The sequence below is a fragment of the Colwellia polaris genome, assembly GCF_002104515.1.
Lineage (GTDB): Bacteria > Pseudomonadota > Gammaproteobacteria > Enterobacterales > Alteromonadaceae > Cognaticolwellia > Cognaticolwellia polaris.
In genome coordinates, this window is record NZ_NBOE01000007.1 from 70,268 (window position 1) to 85,292 (window position 15,025).

Below are 15,025 nucleotides of genomic sequence, written 5' to 3' on the forward strand. Positions count from 1 at the left end.
ACAAATTAATAAATTAACCTAGCATAGATGTTCAACCGATACTCAGTGAGGTAGTCGCTTTATTAACCACCGACATTAGTGCTACTTAAGCATCAAACAAATAACTGGTCACACCTGTTGAGGTTAAATCAATAAAGAGTTACCTTAGTTATCTCGAGGTTATGCTAGGCTTTACAATGCTAAAATTACATTGCTTAAATGGTTATATTCAAAATATTTATCTAGCAGAATATGCCGATAAATTATTATTACTTGATGGCTGTTGTCGTGCTGACATTAACGTTATAGAAGACTTTATAATTAATCAGCTTAACCGTCCTATGTCTGATCTTGCCTTAATTGTCGTTACCCATATGCATCCAGACCATGCTGGTGCCGCCAATGTTTTGCGAAAAAAATATGCTTGTAAAATCGCAGCTGCAAATGTACCTGGGCAATGGTATTCAGGGTTTGATGGTAAATTGATGCATTTAACCGATATGTTACTAACGCTATGGGTAGCAGGTCGACAGAAAAAAGCTAAAAAGTATCTCTACTACTCAAGTACATTAACGCCCGATTATTACTTAAGCGATCAAGCGGTTTTACCTGGTTTTGAAGATTGGCAGGTGCACTTTACACAAGGTCACACTGACCGAGATATATCATTGCATCACCAAGCAACTCAGCAAATTTATGTTGCCGATTTAATGGTGAAAGTACGTGGTGCTTTTATCCCACCTTATCCGGTTTTTTACCCAAAGCGCTATTTACAATCATTAACTAAAATTAAGGCATTGAATATAGAGTCAGTGCTTTTGGCGCATGGTGAGAAGGTGCAATTAACTGAACAACAATGGCAGCAACTTATTTCGTTGGCTCCAACGAAACCTGCCACACATTGGCGTTCAGTTAAAACAAAGCTTAAACGGGTGTTATTTAGCCGCTAAGGTATCAGAACTTAACTTTGATATACCCAAGCTAAAAATGATTTAGACTCATTTACATTAGTAAATGAAATTAATTTTGTACCGTTTTTATCCGTTACTGCAACATTGTTTTTGTTAACAGAAATTGATTGAATCGGTGAGGCGATCGAATAGATCGTACCTTGGTATGTATAAGACATAATAAACTCTTTTAATGTGCGTTAAAACGCATGAACAAAAGCTATATTATTGTATAGTGGAACTTTTTTATTTGAAAAATAACAACTTTTAACGAGCCGCGCTCGAAAAATCAGACAATAATTTAAGCTTAATAAATTAAGTGATGACTAACTGTGAAAGGGAAAGGCAAACACGATTTTATAAATAATCGGTTAAATAGACTAGATGGGAATAGTTAACGAGCGCACTATAATGTTATTTGTTTAACAAGTAAACGTTTTTTACTGCTCTTTTATGATTTATTTATCAAATCTTTATAACTAAAGTCATTTAGCCCTCTTGAACGAGGACAAAATAAAAGTATCAGTAAGTGCTAAGGTTGATCAATATATGCATCAAAACTGACAGAAGCACTAAATAACAGAATCTACTAGCTTATTATTGTCTGCTTCCTTCTTGCGCTTACTGGTAATCCGCAAAAATGTAATAAAGTAAAATTGTTCGCTAAGTATTTACAAAGCAAATAACCTCCAATACTTTTAACCTCTTTTAATTCCCATGATATCGATAACACTCAGCTAACTCACTGACACCTAAACCATTCTGTTTTTTCACTTCAATTTGTACATCAATACGTTTTTTTAAGGCATCTACATGACTTATAACACCGATCATTTTGCCACTGGCATTTAATGAATCTAGAGCCGATAAGGCAATTTCAAGGGTGTCGTTATCTAGTGTGCCAAAACCTTCATCAAGAAACAGTGAGTCAATACTAGTTTTTGCACTGACTAAATCTGATAGCGCGAGTGCTAACGCCAAACTAACTAAAAAGCTTTCGCCACCCGATAAGGTTTTGGTATCGCGCACACTATCGGCTTGCCAAGTATCTAAAACCTCTAGCGCTAAGTTCTCTGATTGCTGGCATTGTAATTGATATCGACCATGTAATTTATTTAGCTGTTGGTTGGCTAAATACACTAAGTGCGACAGTGTTAAGCCTTGAGCAAAGCGTCTAAACCTTGCGCCGTCTGCTGCGCCAATTAAACCATTAAGATGCGAGAGATCATCAAGTGCTATTTGCTGCTTTGTAATTTCATCAAGTAGCGACTTTTGCTCATCGCGCTGTTGTATATCTTGCGAAATTTGCTGACTTAATTGGCCTTGACGAATTTGCAGCTGCTTCAATGTTTCGGCACAAATAGCGGCTTTATGATCAAATTCAGTGACATCTAAATCTTTTTCTAGTACTAACGACTGAGTAAACATTAAGTCGTTTAAGCGCTCGTCGTTGTTAATATTTCCGGCGTTATTCCCTGTATCATTATCGGCATCAACATGAGTCGACTCAACCAGTGCTTTGGTTTGTATTTGTAGCTTCACTTTATCTTGTTCAAGTTGCGATAATTGTTGCTGTACTTGTGTTAATTGTGCTTTGGCCTGTTGAGTTTTTTGCGTAATTTCTTGTTGTAAAGACTTCAAGTTAAGCCTTTGCTCTTGAGTTAATAACGCGGCTTTAAAGTCTGCCTCTGTTGCAAAATCACTTTGGGCTAGTTGGTTTTGCCAAGTTTCTATAGCAACTTGCTGCTGTGGCAATAAACGACTTATTGCAGCAAGGTTTGCATTTAATTTACCGGCAATGTTTTGTTGCAGGCTTTTTTGATCACTCAGGTTATTTTGCAACTGCACCAACAACTGCTCTTGGGTTTGCTGCTGCTGTTTTAATTGTTTACGTGCTTGTTGTGTATCTTGTTCTCCAAAGAGTGTTTTACGTTGTAAGCGTGTTTCATCTTGCTGTTTTTCAATCAGCATTAATTCATCTTTAATCGCTTGCTCTGTCAGGCTAAGTTGCTCTATTTTACTATGAGCAATAGCCAGCTGTTGCTGTATTTGTTGTAATTGCTCATTTTCTGTAGCGACACCATTAAGCGCTGTTTGATACGCCTGACCTTGTTGTTCTAGTTCAGATAACCAAGCATTTTGTAACGGTAAAACATCAGAAAACTCATTAGTGGCTACTTCACTACCAGCCGCTTCATCGTTTTGATATACATTGAAAATATCTGGTAAAATCGTCTGATTATCTTGCATTAGCTTACTAAGTTTTTGGTAAGTTGACGCTATTTTTGCCAGCTGACTTTGTAAGTTTTGTTTGTTCTGCTCTGCTTGCTGATGCAATTGGTTTAGTTGTACAGTTTTATTTTGGCTAAGGTTAGTTAAGTTGACTAGTTGCTTGTCTAGTCCCAACACTAATTCAGTTTGCTGCTGCGTTGTTTGTTTTAATTTTTGTAGTTGGTTATTGGCATTATTAAGCGCTTCAAAGTGTTGTTTTCGAGCTTGCATATCAGCATTTATTTGCTCGAAAGCTGACAATTCTAGTTCAATTTTTAGCTGTTCGCGTAAGGTTAACCACTGTGTTGTCAACTGCTGTTGTTCTTGTAGTTTTGTGCTTTTGTTTTCATTAATTATGTTAAGTTTATCTTTCAGTCGCTCTTGTTCTGCAGATAAGCTTTTACCTTGAAGTTCAAGTTGTTCTAATTCTGCAGTAAGCTGTTTCAAGCGCTGCTGGTGCTCATTGCCTACTGAATTATTTTCACTCAGTGCTTGATAATCAGCAACGGCTGGGTGGTGATCTGAGCCACATAATGGGCAAGCTTCATTGGCTTTTAAGTTTGCTCTATGCGCACTAAGCGACATAATGGTTTTTTGTTGCTCAACAATCAGTTGCACATCAAGCAATTCTGCTTTTTGGTTTTTATAGCGCTCTCGCAACGGTGCTAATTGCTCAATCACATTGGTTAGCTGCTGATTGTCTGCAGCAATGACTTGCTCTATGTTGCCTAGTTCAGCACTGAGTACTTGATACCTTTGCGCATTATGTAATGCTTGTGTTTGCTCATTTAAGCTTGATTGCAGCTCGTGCAATTGTTGGCTGAGCACAGATTCATTTTGGCAATGATAATGCTGTAACAACTGACTGACATCGTGCTCATGAGCCTTAAGGGTAAGTTGCTGTTGTTGACACTCTGTTTCTAATGCAACTAATTGCTGTTGCTCTTTATTGAGTTCACTGGTTAGTAATTCAGTTTGGTTTTGTAAGTTTGTATTTTGCGCTATTAACTCAAAACTCCCCTGCTTTTCATTAAACATTTGCTCAAGCATATTTCGCCACAATGGCAAGTGCTCAGGTAAAGCCGATAAATGAGCTTGTTGCTCAATAATGTTTTGTGAATGGGAGATTTTATCTAACTGCTGTTTTTGCTGTAACGTTAGTTGTTCAACTTGAGTTTTCGCTTGAGTTGTTGCCTCAGCCGCACTCTTAACACGATTAGTTTGCTGATTTTTTTGCTCTGCCAATTGCGCTATTTTACTGTCAAGCGGGAGTACTTGCTCAACAATTAATTGCTCTGTTTCTTGCTGCTGAGCAATGAATTTCTCATGAGATATTAAAAACGCTTTTAAGGCCTGTTCGGCAGCTTCTAGCTGTACCTGACTTTGTTTATTATCAACTTCAAGGGCTTTCTCTTGGTCTTTAAGCTCAGAAAACTGATGATTAAAATGACTAAGTTGTTGAAAATCTGCACGTAAGTTTTCTGCAGGCTCAGATAAGGCTAAAGCTTGCAGTTGTGTAGCGTTATCTGTTTGTAATTCTTGTGCAGCAGCTTGTTGTTGCTCAGCAATGGCGCTTTGCTGATTAGCGTTTTGCACATTCACTAGCCAATTTCGAACTTGTTGCCAGTGCGCAAGCTGCGCTTCATAAGGCTGTTGCTGAGCTGATACTTTATTGAGTTGGTTGTTAATCTCGCTTTGTTGCTCTGTAGTTAACAACTGCATGCCTGTACTTTTAGCCTGCAATAGCTTTAACTCATTGGTTGCACTTTTATGTTGCTCGAATACGGCTTTAGAGATATCGCCATAAATTTCACTACCGGTAAGCTCTTCTAATAAATCGGCACGTTCATTAGCAGGGGCATTTAAAAAGGCAGCAAATTCACCTTGTGATAGCATCATCGACTTTTTAAAGCGTGAGAAGTCTAACCCCGTTAAACGCGCTATTTCGCTGCGAATATCAGAAACTTTTGTTGCGATAACTTCTGCTTCACCTGAGCTAGGATCAAAGGTATCGGCAGTGTTGGGGTTAGCAAGTATTTTAGCTAATTCGGCCGTCGGTTTTTGCAAGTTCCCATCAATACTATTTTTTGCGCGCCGCTGACTCCAAAACGCACGGTAAGCTTGCCCCTTAACTTCAAACTCTACCTCAGCTAAGCAATTTGCTGTTTGACGGGTCATTAATTGGTTTTGCTTATCTGATATGGTTAACCTTGGAGTTTGGTGATATAGCGCCAAACACATAGCATCGAGTATTGTAGTTTTACCTGCTCCCGTAGGACCAACAATGGCAAAAAGCGCACTGGTATCAAATGGTGACTGGGTAAAGTCAATTTTCCAATGACCTTTTAAAGAATTGATATTTTCAAAGCGAAGCGACAATATTTTCATGACTTAGTCTCCTCGTTACCCGTGCTTTTAGTAGTACTTACTTCAGCTTCTTTATGTTCAACCAACGCCCGTTTGGTTGAACTGGCGAGTTGTGTTTGCTCAGCAATATTTAAATATAAGCTGTTTAGGCGTTGTTTACGTTGCTGCTGCTCTGGAGTTTGCCAATTTTCTAGCGCTAAGCGTGCATCAAATACCTCTTGAACACTTAATTCGCTTAAGGTCACTTTTTTCTCGTGACTTGGCATTTGTTGGCGTGCTTTTTTGCTGCGCCTGACCAGTAATACTTCAACGGGGAAATCTTTCACGATTTGTTCGATTCTAGCGCTTAAATCTAGCAAGTATTCTGCGCTTTCAACTTCTATATCTAACCAAATTTTTTCTTGGCTAGTAGACTTGCTATCACTTAGTTCAAGGGCTAACGATTCCGTAACCGCAGTAATATCTTGGGTTAGTGTATCTAAATGGGTTTTTACAATAGCTAAAGGTTGAAAACATGGCACGTTAGATAATGTTACTTCGCCGAGCTCTCCATTTTTAAATTCAGCAATAACAATGCTTTTTTGAGTTTTAGCTTCATCAAAACTTAATGCGATAGGCGAGCCGCTATAACGAATATGCTCACTTTTAGTTACTTTTTGCGGACGGTGAATATGACCTAAAGCGATATAGTCGGCAGCAGGAAATTCGCTGGCAGGAAAAGCCTCTAATGTGCCGATATAAATATCACGTACCGAATCACTGACCGATGCGCCAATAGTGGTTAAATGCCCGGTAGCAATAATGGGTAAGCGAGCCGCTTTATCTTGTTGCTGTGTTGATAATGTTTGTGCATGCTCAAATAACACTTGATAATGCGCTGAAATAGCTTGTTGTAATGACTGTTGTTTTTCGCTGGCTGATTGTCCAGCATAACTTTTAACAATATCGCGTGCTCGAATAAACGGAATAGCGCAAATAACCGCTTGTTGATCAGTTTTAAGGCTTTTAAGGATAAACACTTGTTCAGACAAATTGCCGCTGGCGGTTGATACCACCCTAGTTGATAACTGCTGTAATAACTTTTGCGACTCAGATAGCATAGCAACTGAGTCATGATTACCCGCTAATATCACTAACTGGCAGTCGGTTTGATGGAGTTTGGCGATAAAATCAAAATACATTTCGCGAGCATAACTTGGCGGTGTGCCGGTATCAAAAATATCGCCCGCAACAATAATGGCGTCTATTTTCTGACTTTGCGATTGTTCAACTAGCCAATCTAAAAACTGTTGATGCTCACGTGCGCGACTTTTGCCATAAAAGTGTTGGCCTAAATGCCAGTCGGATGTGTGAATAATTCTCATAATTTAGTGTGCGCCAACAGCTTAAAATCAAAGTAATTATTCTACCGACTCTATTGAATGGTTGCTACAACACTTGTTTGAAACATAACTAATTAATTCAGAATCATCTTATTTTTAGACAACTAATCAGGGTAGCCAGTTATTTTTTTAATATTTTGATAAATAGGCTTTAATTGTTGATACATTTTCAGATAAACCTGTTTGTATAATTGGTTATATAATTTTACGTTAGCTGGGTTAGGGGTAAACGTTTGCTCAGTACGGGTCATTGCGCTGGTTGCTTGCCGGTAGTTGTCATAATAGCCTAAGCCAACAGCGACATTAATGGCAGCGCCTAAGCCTGACGCTTCAAAGGTATGCGGTCTGTGTACCGGCAAATTAAAAATATCAGCGGTTAGTTGCAATGCGGCATCAGATTGCGAGCCACCGCCTGACACCATTAACTTGGTTATTTTACATTTTTGACGTTTTTCTAAGTTCTCTTTACCTTCTCTTAAGGCATAAGCCAAACCTTCTAAAATCGAGCGGTAAATATGTGCTCGCGTATGTACATCACCAAAGCCGATAATCGCCCCTTTTGCTTCAAGGTTTTTTAACCCTGGAGACCAATAAGGTTGTAGCATTAATCCCATAGAGCCTGGCGGTACTTGTGCAACGAGTTGATCAAACAAGCTCTCAGCACTAACGCCTAATGTTTGTGCTTTTTCAACTTCATTTTGACCAAATTCTTGCTTAAACCAGTTAACCATCCAAAAACCACGATAAATCATCACTTCACTGCTGTATTGCTCGGGAATAGCTGACGGATAAGGTGGAATAAAACTGTGCGGTTCAACATATTTAGTGTTGTTTGTATTAATAGTTGCGGTTGTGCCATAACTTAAACTTGCTGTGTCTGGTTGAATACAACCTGAGCCCAACACTTCACAGGCTTTATCAGACGCTGAAGCAATTAATTTTGTTCCTACTTTTATCCCCGTATGCGTGGCGGCATCACAGGTGATTTCTCCCAGAACATCACCCGGTTTAACTAAACTTGGCAGCATTGAGCGCTTTACCGGTAATGCATGCCACTTCCAATCCCAAGCTTTTGCCCAGTTTTGCTTTTTATAATCAAAGGGAAAGTAACCAACAATACTGCCTATTGAGTCTTTAAATTGCCCCGTTAAACGGTAGGTTAAAAATCCTGACAATAATAAGAATTTATCCGTATTTCCCCATACATTAGGTTCATGTTGCTCAAGCCAGTTCGCTTGCGATTTACGACGAAAATATTCAATAACTTTACTTTGACCTATTAAGGAGAATGCGGTGCGCCAATACCAAGGCATTGCCTTGTTTTGTTGACATAAACGCTGATCAAGCCAAAGAATAGCCGGTCGAAGCGCTTCGCCATGTTTGTCTAAGTTGATCACGGTTCCACGCTGAGTAGTTACCGTAACCGCCGTCACCCTATCACGATAGCCATTTTCAATAACCTCATTTTGCTGCCAAAGTTGCTGACAACACTGACCTAGCATTTGCCAGAAGTAATCAGCATTTTGCTCAGCCCACCCCGGATTTTTAGAAAAATAAGCTTCCAATTCAATACGGCTTCTAGCGAGTAAATTCCCCTTTAGATCAAACAGTAAAGCGCGAACACTTTGTGTACCATTATCTATGGTTAACATTAAATCACTTGTTTGCTTTTCAGTGTTTTGGGGTTTATCACTTTCGGTCATGTTATTACTCATATTGATGCACCATTAGCTTGTGGCAAACTATATGAACATTGCCACAGCGCTAAATATCGCTTAATTTCTTGTTGCCATTTTGTTTCGCTCCAAGATAAATAAGGCGAACAAAGTACTTTAATTTGCGGCAAAATGTCACGAGCGCCCGCCGGTAATACGTTACCCAGTCGTGTACGGCGTAGCAATAGATCATCAAGATGTTGCACTTGTTCAAATCTTACCGCCCAAACTAACTCCGCCCACAAGTGCCTACTATAACGTATCGGCTGACAATCTTGTTTTGCACTGGCTTGAATAAATGCAGCACTAAATTCACCATAACAGGCCATTATTTGTTGTTGAATATGATGACTAAAAGTTAGTTTTAGCTGGTGATCAAATTGCGATAAAATAGGTTGTTGACTCGCAACATTAAGCGCGCCCGTTAACGTAGGTTCGTTTGCTTTATCTTCAAGCATTAACTGCTGACAAACCTGATCAAGCACTTGCTGTGCAATCAACCTAAAAGTAGTTAACTTACCGCCAGTAACGGTGAATACGCTTTGTTGTTGCGTGATATGGTGATCGCGTTTTTCTTTCGATGGCGTTAATGCATTATCTGTTGTACTGACGGGACGAACACCGGCAAAAGTTGAAATAATATCGTCTTTGGTTATTTTCGCGTTTGGAAATTGCTGCTTTACCGCCGCTAGTAAATAATCAAATTCTGACTGACTTATTTTAGCTTCAAACGACATGTCATCATTATGATCAACATCGGTAGTACCCACTATAGTTACATTTTGCCATGGGTATATTTGCACAGGCCTTTTATCTTGAGGGTGTTGAACAGAAATAACACTAGCCACCGGTAAGCGCCAACTCGCTATCACTAAATGGCTACCACGTAACGGCCGCATATTTACTGATGATTTATTATAATTACCGCTCTGTTTATCATGGTTTACTGGTAACAAGTTTGACCAAGCTCCACAAGCATTAACAACCACTTTAGAATCAATTATTAATGCTTGGTTTTGCCCTTCAAGTACAACTGATAATTGGCTGCTTTTGTCATTAATAGTAAGTGTTGATACTTGAGCATAATTGAGTGCTTGTCCACCGAGTTGCAATGATTCTTGGATCAAACGTTGTACTAATCGAGCGTCTTCGGTTAGTGCATCAAAAAACTGTGTGCCACCAAGTAAGTCTGGCTCAACCACATGCGGTGCTAAAGACAAATATGCGGATTTTGGCCAAAACTTATGCTGTTTTTCGCCAGCGATAAAGTCATAACAAGACAATAAGCAATTAAATAACCAAGGTCCTGGAAACGCTTTTTTATAATGACTTAGTGCAAAGCTTTGCTTGGTGATTAGAGGCTGCCCTTCTTTTAATAAGCGTTGACGCTCAATCACAGATTCTCGGATTAATGCCACTTGCCCTTGTGCCATGTAACGTAAACCACCGTGAACCATTTTCGAAGAACGACTCGAACTGCCCCATGCAAAATCTTTTTGCTCTAACAACAACACTTTTAAGCCCATTTGGCAGGCTAACTTTAAAATGCCAGCGCCAGTAATACCGCCACCAATAATCACTAAATCCCAATCAGTGGTGTTTTCAATGTCAGCGATACGTTCGGTGCGCGACTGCATTATATTTTGGCTAAGTTGTGTAGTAGTCATATTAAGAACATCAATGTTTTCATTGTTTTAAGCTTCACTCTTAAGGGGCGTTGAACTTACTTAGATATGAATTTTATTTTAATAATGTACCGGGATTAAGTTGCTGTTCGGCGTCAAAATGCTCAACGAGATTGGCCAAAACCTTCATGCCCAACTCACCTTTTTCAATCGATAAATACTGCGCATGATCTTTGCCAACACCATGTTGATGACTAATAGTGCCGCCATTGTTAACTATGGTCAGGCTCGCCAGATGTTTAAGCTTTTTCCAACGCGCAAGTGTTGCTGAATAACTATTAGCATTTCGATAAACATAAGTGGTATATAAGCTACAACCTTGGCTGTAAACATGAGAAAGATGAGTAAATACATGAACCTTTTCATTTTCGGCTGCTAAACCATCACGCATTGCTGCTTCAACTTTTGCCATTAAGTTATCAACATTGCTCCAATCAGTAGCGGTTTCAAAGGTGTCAACCACATACCCTTGCAACCATAAAGCCTCGCGCAAATAAGGCGAACGAAAGCGATTGGCTTGCCATTTCTTACCTAATAGCTCACCTGTACTAACACCTTTGAATTTTTTTACCACACGATTTAATTGCTTTTTACTGGCTGAAACTTGTTGTTTAGTGCCGGTTAAGCCAAAAGTTAACATGCATTTATCGCTTGCACAGCCTCGCATAGATAAGTAACGCTCTAACCACTTTATCGCACTTTCATGACCAGCTAGCTTTAATTGCGTTTGTGTTTCAACCGCATTACTCACTCGCAGCATAGACAAAGCAATGCGTTGTTGCACAGCTTCCTGACAAAATTGACTTGCTGCTTGCCAGTTTTTAAAGAAGATCACCGAGAACTTCTCTGCATCAGCAACTTTACTTACCCGCACTTTTATTTCAGTTAAAATACCAAAGCGACCTTCTGAACCTAGTAATAACTCACGTAAGTCAGGCCCTGCTGAAGATGCCGGAAATGTTGGTACGTCAAGCAAGCCAGCAAAAGTTTCCATATTGCCACCAGCAAATAATTGCTCTATTCGACCATAACGTAACGACTGCTGACCACTTGAGCGACTAGCAACCCAACCACCTAATGTTGATAGCTCGAAAGATTGCGGAAAGTGCCCTAGTGTATAGCCGCGAGCTAATAACTGTGCTTCTACCATAGGGCCAGGCGTGCCAGCGCCAAAAGTGGCAATTTGGCTTTGTTCATCTAAATGCAGTAATTGGTTCATTCGCCCCATATTAACGGTTAGCACAGGGCGCGAAGATTGTTCTACATTGATATGTCCAGCGACACTTGTACCACCGCCGTAAGGAATCAAAACGATGTTTTCTGCTTTTGCGTAGCTAAGAATATCTTTAACATCTTGGGTATTTTCAGGGAAGCACACACCATCAGGAAAACAGTTAATTTCGCCACTATGCATGGCTAGCCAGTCGGGTAATGATTGCCCTTTGGCATGCCGTACACGTTGTTCAGCATCAACAGAGACTAATGGGTGCTGGGGTAAACGAGATTCTGGTACGGTGTTAATTACCTCGGCTAAACCAATATCTTCAAGACGATGTCCTGCCCCGACAAGGGTACTTAAAAACTCTCCTGCCGATTGTGGTAACTCCATTGAGGTGTTTTCATCTCCCCAGCCATTCCAACGTCTCATTTTACAACCCTTTATTATTTTATTACGCATTATATTAAAGCAAGTGTATAGTGATGAAATGTCCTAAAAAGACAGTCGAGGTGACATATTTGGACAACTTTATAGGCGACAAGCAACAATGAGCAGTTTTATTCATTTATCAGATAACGACAAACAATTAAGCAAGCAATCGAAAAAACAAAACGATGCAAGCTTAAATAATAGTCTCGGCCAAGCTTCTGTTGCCGCTATTAAGCAATATTTACAATTAGCCGACGAACAAAAACTCGATATTGCTACCATCTGCCAATCTATCGGCTTAGATAAATCACTTTTATCTGATAACAGCCAGCACATTAGCGGCGAGCTTTTTCAACAACTTATTGCGGCCTTACTTGAACAATCTAACGATGAGTTATTCGGCTTACATACCGCAAAATATGTACAACCTGGGTCTTATAGTGTTTTGGGTTTTATCTCGATGAACTGCGAAAACCTAGGGCAAGTTATCAGTAAAATTCAACCTTTTGAAAAATTAGTTGGTGATATGGGCACAACAACTATTTCGTCATTAGGTGAGCAAGTAAAAATTAGTTGGCATTGCCAGTTTACCGACACAAGTGTTAAGCGCCATATGGTCGATAATTGTCTCTCGTCTTGGCTAACCTTTGCTCGATATTTGGTTAGCCAAGACAGCAACCCAAGTGAACTGCGCTTATGCCGCCAGCAACCTTCGTTGAGCCAGCAACAAGAATATCAAGCGATGTTTAAGTGTATAATTCACTATGGTCAAAGTGAGAATGCCATAATATTTAATAAAGCTTTATTGTCGGTGCCATTAAACAAAGGTGATCAACAGTTATTATCTACTCTTGAAAATCATGCAAAAACCTTAGTTTCTAATTTAACAATAGAAGAAGATATTGCGGCGCAATTAAGAAATCAAATTGAAAAATCGTTAAAAAGCGGAGCTTTTCACCAGCAAGACATGGCAGATAAATTTGGCATTAGCACCAAAACGTTACAGCGCCGTTTAACAGCATTAGGCTTGAGTTTTCAAAGTTTACTTGATGAAACTCGACTCTCTATGGCTAAAAAGCATCTAGCGAACAATAGCTTAAATTTAAATCAAATTAGTATCGAGTTAGGCTTTACTGAACCAAGATCTTTCTACCGTTGGTTTAATAAACTCACCCAACAAACCCCAGGTGAGTTTAGAAAAAATAGCTTAATTTCTTAACTTTATAACCTTGTAGAACTTTAGCTTGTAGTTTTTCACTTCCTAAACAATTGTTATTTATATTTAAAAAATAATTCACACTACAAAAAAGTAAAGCCAACCAACCTAAAAGTAAATTAAACTTGACACGACTCATCTACCCACCTAATATCAAAAATGTAAAGTATACATTACTTTTTGTAATCAAAAGCAGACATTGGAGAGTGACCATGACAGACAATAATAGTGATACGTTGAGCAAACCTAGCTCGTTTAAACAAAGAAATAAAAGCAATATCGTAAAATTAAAATTTTGGACCGCCATGTGGGTATTAACCATGGCATTAACAAATTTTGGGCCTTGGTTGCTATGGGACTACAACCTTACTTTCTCGGCTTTAGCAGTAATACTAAATTTAGCCTTAGGTGTTAAAATGGTATTAGCAAATATTAACCATTTAAAAGGTTTAGATGAAATGCAACAGCGCATTCAGCTCAACGCCATGGGTATAACCTTGGGCCTGAGTTTAATTGTAGGACTAGCTTATTCGAATTTAGATGTACTAAACCTAATTAGTTATCATGCTGAAATTTCGCATTTAGTTATTTTTATGGGCTTAACTTATTTAATAGCGACTTTTATTGGCCAGAGTAAATACCAATGAAAAATAAACTCAAAGTACTACGCGCTGAAAGAGACTGGACACAGGCACAACTTGCTGAGGCTTTAGACGTTTCTAGACAAACAATTAACGCCATTGAGAAAGGTAAATTTGACCCTAGTTTACCTTTAGCCTTTAAAGCAGCCAGATTGTTCAAATTAGCCATTGAAGACATATTTCAAGATGAAGTGTAAAACAATATGAAAAGTGCCCTGCTGTTAACGTGCCTTGAATGGTGAAAATAACACTAAATCTAATAAACCCGAATATATTAACTCGGGTTTATTAGATTTTATTGTCGTTAGCTGACTATTACCTGTTTAGTTTTGATAAAACCTCTATAATCTCCCCATGAGTTATATCAAAATTTGTAAGTAAGGTAGATCAATGAATACAAAAATATACCAACACGTTCATGCGTTAGCGAAAGATTTATTACAGGCATCTGTAAGAAAAAATCAAGCGACATTCGATGAGTATTACCTCGAGTTAAAGCAATTATGTGAAGAACATGAAGACAGTGATAAAGATCACCCCGTTCAGTGGGAAACCCTGGCTGACTTTACCGACGACTTAGTATTAGCCGTAAGCATTTACGAAAAAGCTTTACTTAAGGCACAAGCAATTAATTCAAAAGATTTTCTTTCATCCATTGCATTCGCCATTGCTTCATTGCAAGTAGAGCTAGGTGATAAAGCAAGTGCAATCGCACACTTAGAAAGCGCTAAAATTAACAGTAATAAAATTGCAGATAAAGAATTAAAAGCTGAAATTAGTGAGTTACTAGAAGAGTTGCAAAGTACTTAATACTTTTGGAGTTTCGAACAATGTTTGTTTCTTAGTGTTGTGATCTCCTGTAGTCCTCCTTCTTTTCTCCCTGTGAGATCTTTTTTTTACAAGGAGAAATGAAAGAGAAAACAATGAGATCATGTTTTAGTGCAGTAAGTAACAACAAAAATGTAATAACACTTTTTATCTTAACTCTATTTTTTAACAAACATTCTATGTGTCTTAGTGTTGCTCTCCTGCAGTCCTCCTTCTTTTCTCCCTGTGAGATGGTTTTTACAAGGAGAAATGAAGGAGAAAACAATGAGAATGTGCTTCAGTGCAGTAAGTAACCACAAAAATGTAATAACACTTTTTATCTTAACTATACTTTTTGACAAAC

General features: G+C 38.8%; 11 protein-coding genes. 5 read left to right on the forward strand and 6 right to left on the reverse strand.

The window, feature by feature from the left end:
• Positions 1-176 precede the first annotated feature (176 nt).
• Positions 177-929, forward strand: coding sequence for an MBL fold metallo-hydrolase (locus B6A32_RS12300; protein WP_085304451.1), 753 nt, complete (start codon positions 177-179; stop codon positions 927-929).
• Positions 930-940: 11 nt separating this feature from the next.
• Here the strand turns inward: B6A32_RS12300 and B6A32_RS19365 are convergent, their stop codons facing one another.
• From B6A32_RS19365 to B6A32_RS12325, 6 genes are all read right to left on the reverse strand, one after another.
• Positions 941-1,108: a hypothetical protein gene (locus B6A32_RS19365; protein ID WP_198946910.1), complete on the reverse strand. Its 168-nt coding sequence runs from the start codon at positions 1,106-1,108 to the stop codon at positions 941-943.
• Between the two features lie 529 nt (positions 1,109-1,637).
• A complete protein-coding gene (locus tag B6A32_RS12305) occupies positions 1,638-5,588 on the reverse strand; it encodes an AAA family ATPase (protein ID WP_085304453.1) in 3,951 nt (1,316 codons plus the stop codon).
• Entirely contained in the window at positions 5,585-6,931 is a 1,347-nt protein-coding gene (gene sbcD / locus B6A32_RS12310; protein ID WP_085304455.1) for an exonuclease subunit SbcD, read from the reverse strand. Before sbcD ends, B6A32_RS12305 begins: the two co-directional genes overlap by 4 nt.
• Positions 6,932-7,053: 122 nt before the next feature.
• The gene (locus tag B6A32_RS12315; RefSeq protein ID WP_233131412.1) at positions 7,054-8,664 is read right to left on the reverse strand and encodes an FGGY-family carbohydrate kinase; all 1,611 of its coding nucleotides are present in this window, start codon (positions 8,662-8,664) and stop codon (positions 7,054-7,056) included.
• Positions 8,661-10,331 (reverse strand): glycerol-3-phosphate dehydrogenase/oxidase, encoded by a 1,671-nt coding sequence (locus tag B6A32_RS12320; RefSeq protein WP_198946911.1) that lies wholly within the window; start codon positions 10,329-10,331, stop codon positions 8,661-8,663. Before B6A32_RS12320 ends, B6A32_RS12315 begins: the two co-directional genes overlap by 4 nt.
• 73 nt (positions 10,332-10,404) lie before the next feature.
• On the reverse strand, positions 10,405-11,997 hold the full coding sequence (locus B6A32_RS12325) for an FAD-binding oxidoreductase (RefSeq protein ID WP_085304459.1): 1,593 nt from the start codon (positions 11,995-11,997) through the stop codon (positions 10,405-10,407).
• Positions 11,998-12,115: 118 nt separating this feature from the next.
• Here B6A32_RS12325 and B6A32_RS12330 point away from each other — a divergent pair, with 118 nt between their 5' ends.
• The 4 genes from B6A32_RS12330 (at position 12,116) to B6A32_RS12345 (ending at position 14,664) form a co-directional block, all read left to right on the forward strand.
• Positions 12,116-13,216: an AraC family transcriptional regulator gene (locus tag B6A32_RS12330; RefSeq protein WP_085304460.1), complete on the forward strand. Its 1,101-nt coding sequence runs from the start codon at positions 12,116-12,118 to the stop codon at positions 13,214-13,216.
• 209 nt (positions 13,217-13,425) lie between these two features.
• Complete coding sequence (locus B6A32_RS12335; RefSeq protein ID WP_085304461.1) at positions 13,426-13,860, forward strand: hypothetical protein; 435 nt, start codon at positions 13,426-13,428, stop codon at positions 13,858-13,860.
• Positions 13,857-14,051: a helix-turn-helix transcriptional regulator gene (locus B6A32_RS12340; RefSeq protein ID WP_085304462.1), complete on the forward strand. Its 195-nt coding sequence runs from the start codon at positions 13,857-13,859 to the stop codon at positions 14,049-14,051. Before B6A32_RS12335 ends, B6A32_RS12340 begins: the two co-directional genes overlap by 4 nt.
• Before the next feature lie 193 nt (positions 14,052-14,244).
• Positions 14,245-14,664, forward strand: coding sequence for a Replicative DNA helicase (locus B6A32_RS12345; RefSeq protein ID WP_085304463.1), 420 nt, complete (start codon positions 14,245-14,247; stop codon positions 14,662-14,664).
• Positions 14,665-15,025 lie beyond the last annotated feature (361 nt).

Bases quoted from the DNA above. Each gene is read 5' to 3' on its own strand.
- B6A32_RS12300 (WP_085304451.1), top strand. From the start codon at position 177: ATGCTAAAATTACATTGCTTAAATGGTTATATTCAAAATATTTATCTA.
- B6A32_RS19365 (WP_198946910.1), bottom strand. From the start codon at position 1,108: ATGTCTTATACATACCAAGGTACGATCTATTCGATCGCCTCACCGATT.
- B6A32_RS12345 (WP_085304463.1), top strand. From the start codon at position 14,245: ATGAATACAAAAATATACCAACACGTTCATGCGTTAGCGAAAGATTTA.
- B6A32_RS12340 (WP_085304462.1), top strand. From the start codon at position 13,857: ATGAAAAATAAACTCAAAGTACTACGCGCTGAAAGAGACTGGACACAG.
- B6A32_RS12330 (WP_085304460.1), top strand. From the start codon at position 12,116: ATGAGCAGTTTTATTCATTTATCAGATAACGACAAACAATTAAGCAAG.
- B6A32_RS12325 (WP_085304459.1), bottom strand. From the start codon at position 11,997: ATGAGACGTTGGAATGGCTGGGGAGATGAAAACACCTCAATGGAGTTA.
- B6A32_RS12335 (WP_085304461.1), top strand. From the start codon at position 13,426: ATGACAGACAATAATAGTGATACGTTGAGCAAACCTAGCTCGTTTAAA.
- sbcD (WP_085304455.1), bottom strand. From the start codon at position 6,931: ATGAGAATTATTCACACATCCGACTGGCATTTAGGCCAACACTTTTAT.
- B6A32_RS12305 (WP_085304453.1), bottom strand. From the start codon at position 5,588: ATGAAAATATTGTCGCTTCGCTTTGAAAATATCAATTCTTTAAAAGGT.
- B6A32_RS12315 (WP_233131412.1), bottom strand. From the start codon at position 8,664: ATGAGTAATAACATGACCGAAAGTGATAAACCCCAAAACACTGAAAAG.
- B6A32_RS12320 (WP_198946911.1), bottom strand. From the start codon at position 10,331: ATGACTACTACACAACTTAGCCAAAATATAATGCAGTCGCGCACCGAA.